Source organism: Acidipila rosea (assembly GCF_004339725.1).
Lineage (GTDB): Bacteria > Acidobacteriota > Terriglobia > Terriglobales > Acidobacteriaceae > Acidipila > Acidipila rosea.
The window spans coordinates 1-1,224 of record NZ_SMGK01000015.1 but is presented as its reverse complement, the minus strand read 5'-3'; the positions used below and the strand labels follow the sequence as shown (position 1 = coordinate 1,224).

Below are 1,224 nucleotides of genomic sequence, written 5' to 3'. Positions count from 1 at the left end.
ACGGGGAATGAAGCAGTAGGGAGAGAGGAACAGGGAAATGGCGAAGGAGAAATTTGACCGGTCGAAGCCGCACGTGAATGTGGGAACGATTGGACACATCGATCACGGGAAGACGACGTTGACGGCGGCGATCACGAAGGTTCTGTCGAAGCACAATCCGAACAACAAGTTCCGGTCCTTCGACACGATCGACAACGCGCCCGAGGAGCGGGAGCGTGGTATTACGATTGCGACGGCGCACGTGGAGTACGAGACGGCGAACCGTCACTACGCGCACGTAGACTGCCCTGGGCACGCGGATTACATCAAGAACATGATCACGGGAGCGGCGCAGATGGACGGCGCGATCCTGGTGGTAGCGGCGACGGACGGACCGATGCCGCAGACGAAGGAGCACGTACTGCTGGCGCGCCAGGTTGGGGTGCCGTACATTGTGGTGTTCCTGAACAAGTGCGATGCGGTAGAGGATCCGGAGCTGATCGACCTGGTCGAGATGGAAGTGCGGGAGCTGTTGTCGAAGTACAACTTCCCTGGGGACGATGTACCGGTAATCCGGGGATCGGCGCTGGGCGGGTTGAACGGCGAGCCGGAGTGGGAAGCGAAGATCGACGAGCTGATGGATGCGGTGGACAAGAATGTGCCGCTGCCGGCGCGTGCAGTGGATCAGCCGTTCCTGATGCCGATTGAAGACATCTTCTCGATTTCCGGGCGCGGCACGGTGGTAACGGGCCGCATTGAGCGCGGCAAGGTGAAGGTAGGCGAGGATGCGGAGATTGTAGGATTCCGCGATACGCGCAAGACGGTCGTGACGGGCGTCGAGATGTTCAAGAAGCAGCTCGATGAAGGCATGGCGGGCGACAACGCGGGGCTGCTGCTGCGCGGAGTGGCGAAGGAAGATGTGGAGCGCGGGATGGTGCTGGCGAAGCCGGGATCGATTACGCCGCACACGAAGTTCAAGGGAGAGATCTACGTACTGTCGAAAGAGGAGGGAGGCCGTCACACGCCGTTCTTCAATGGGTACCGTCCGCAGTTCTACTTCCGCACGACGGACGTAACGGGCACGGCGAAGCTGCCGGAAGGCACGGAGATGGTGATGCCGGGGGATAATATCGCGCTCGAGATCGAGCTGCACACCCCGGTGGCGATGGAGAAGGGGCTGAGGTTTGCAATCCGCGAAGGCGGTCGCACCGTAGGCGCCGGCACCATCACTGAAATCATTAAGTA

1 protein-coding gene is annotated in these 1,224 nt (G+C 60.7%); it reads left to right on the top strand.

What is annotated here, in order from left to right; all coding sequences use genetic code 11:
- Positions 1 to 37 precede the first annotated feature (37 nt).
- On the top strand, positions 38 to 1,224 hold a 1,187-nt coding region (tuf, locus tag C7378_RS17590), incomplete at its 3' end, for an elongation factor Tu (RefSeq protein ID WP_131999603.1).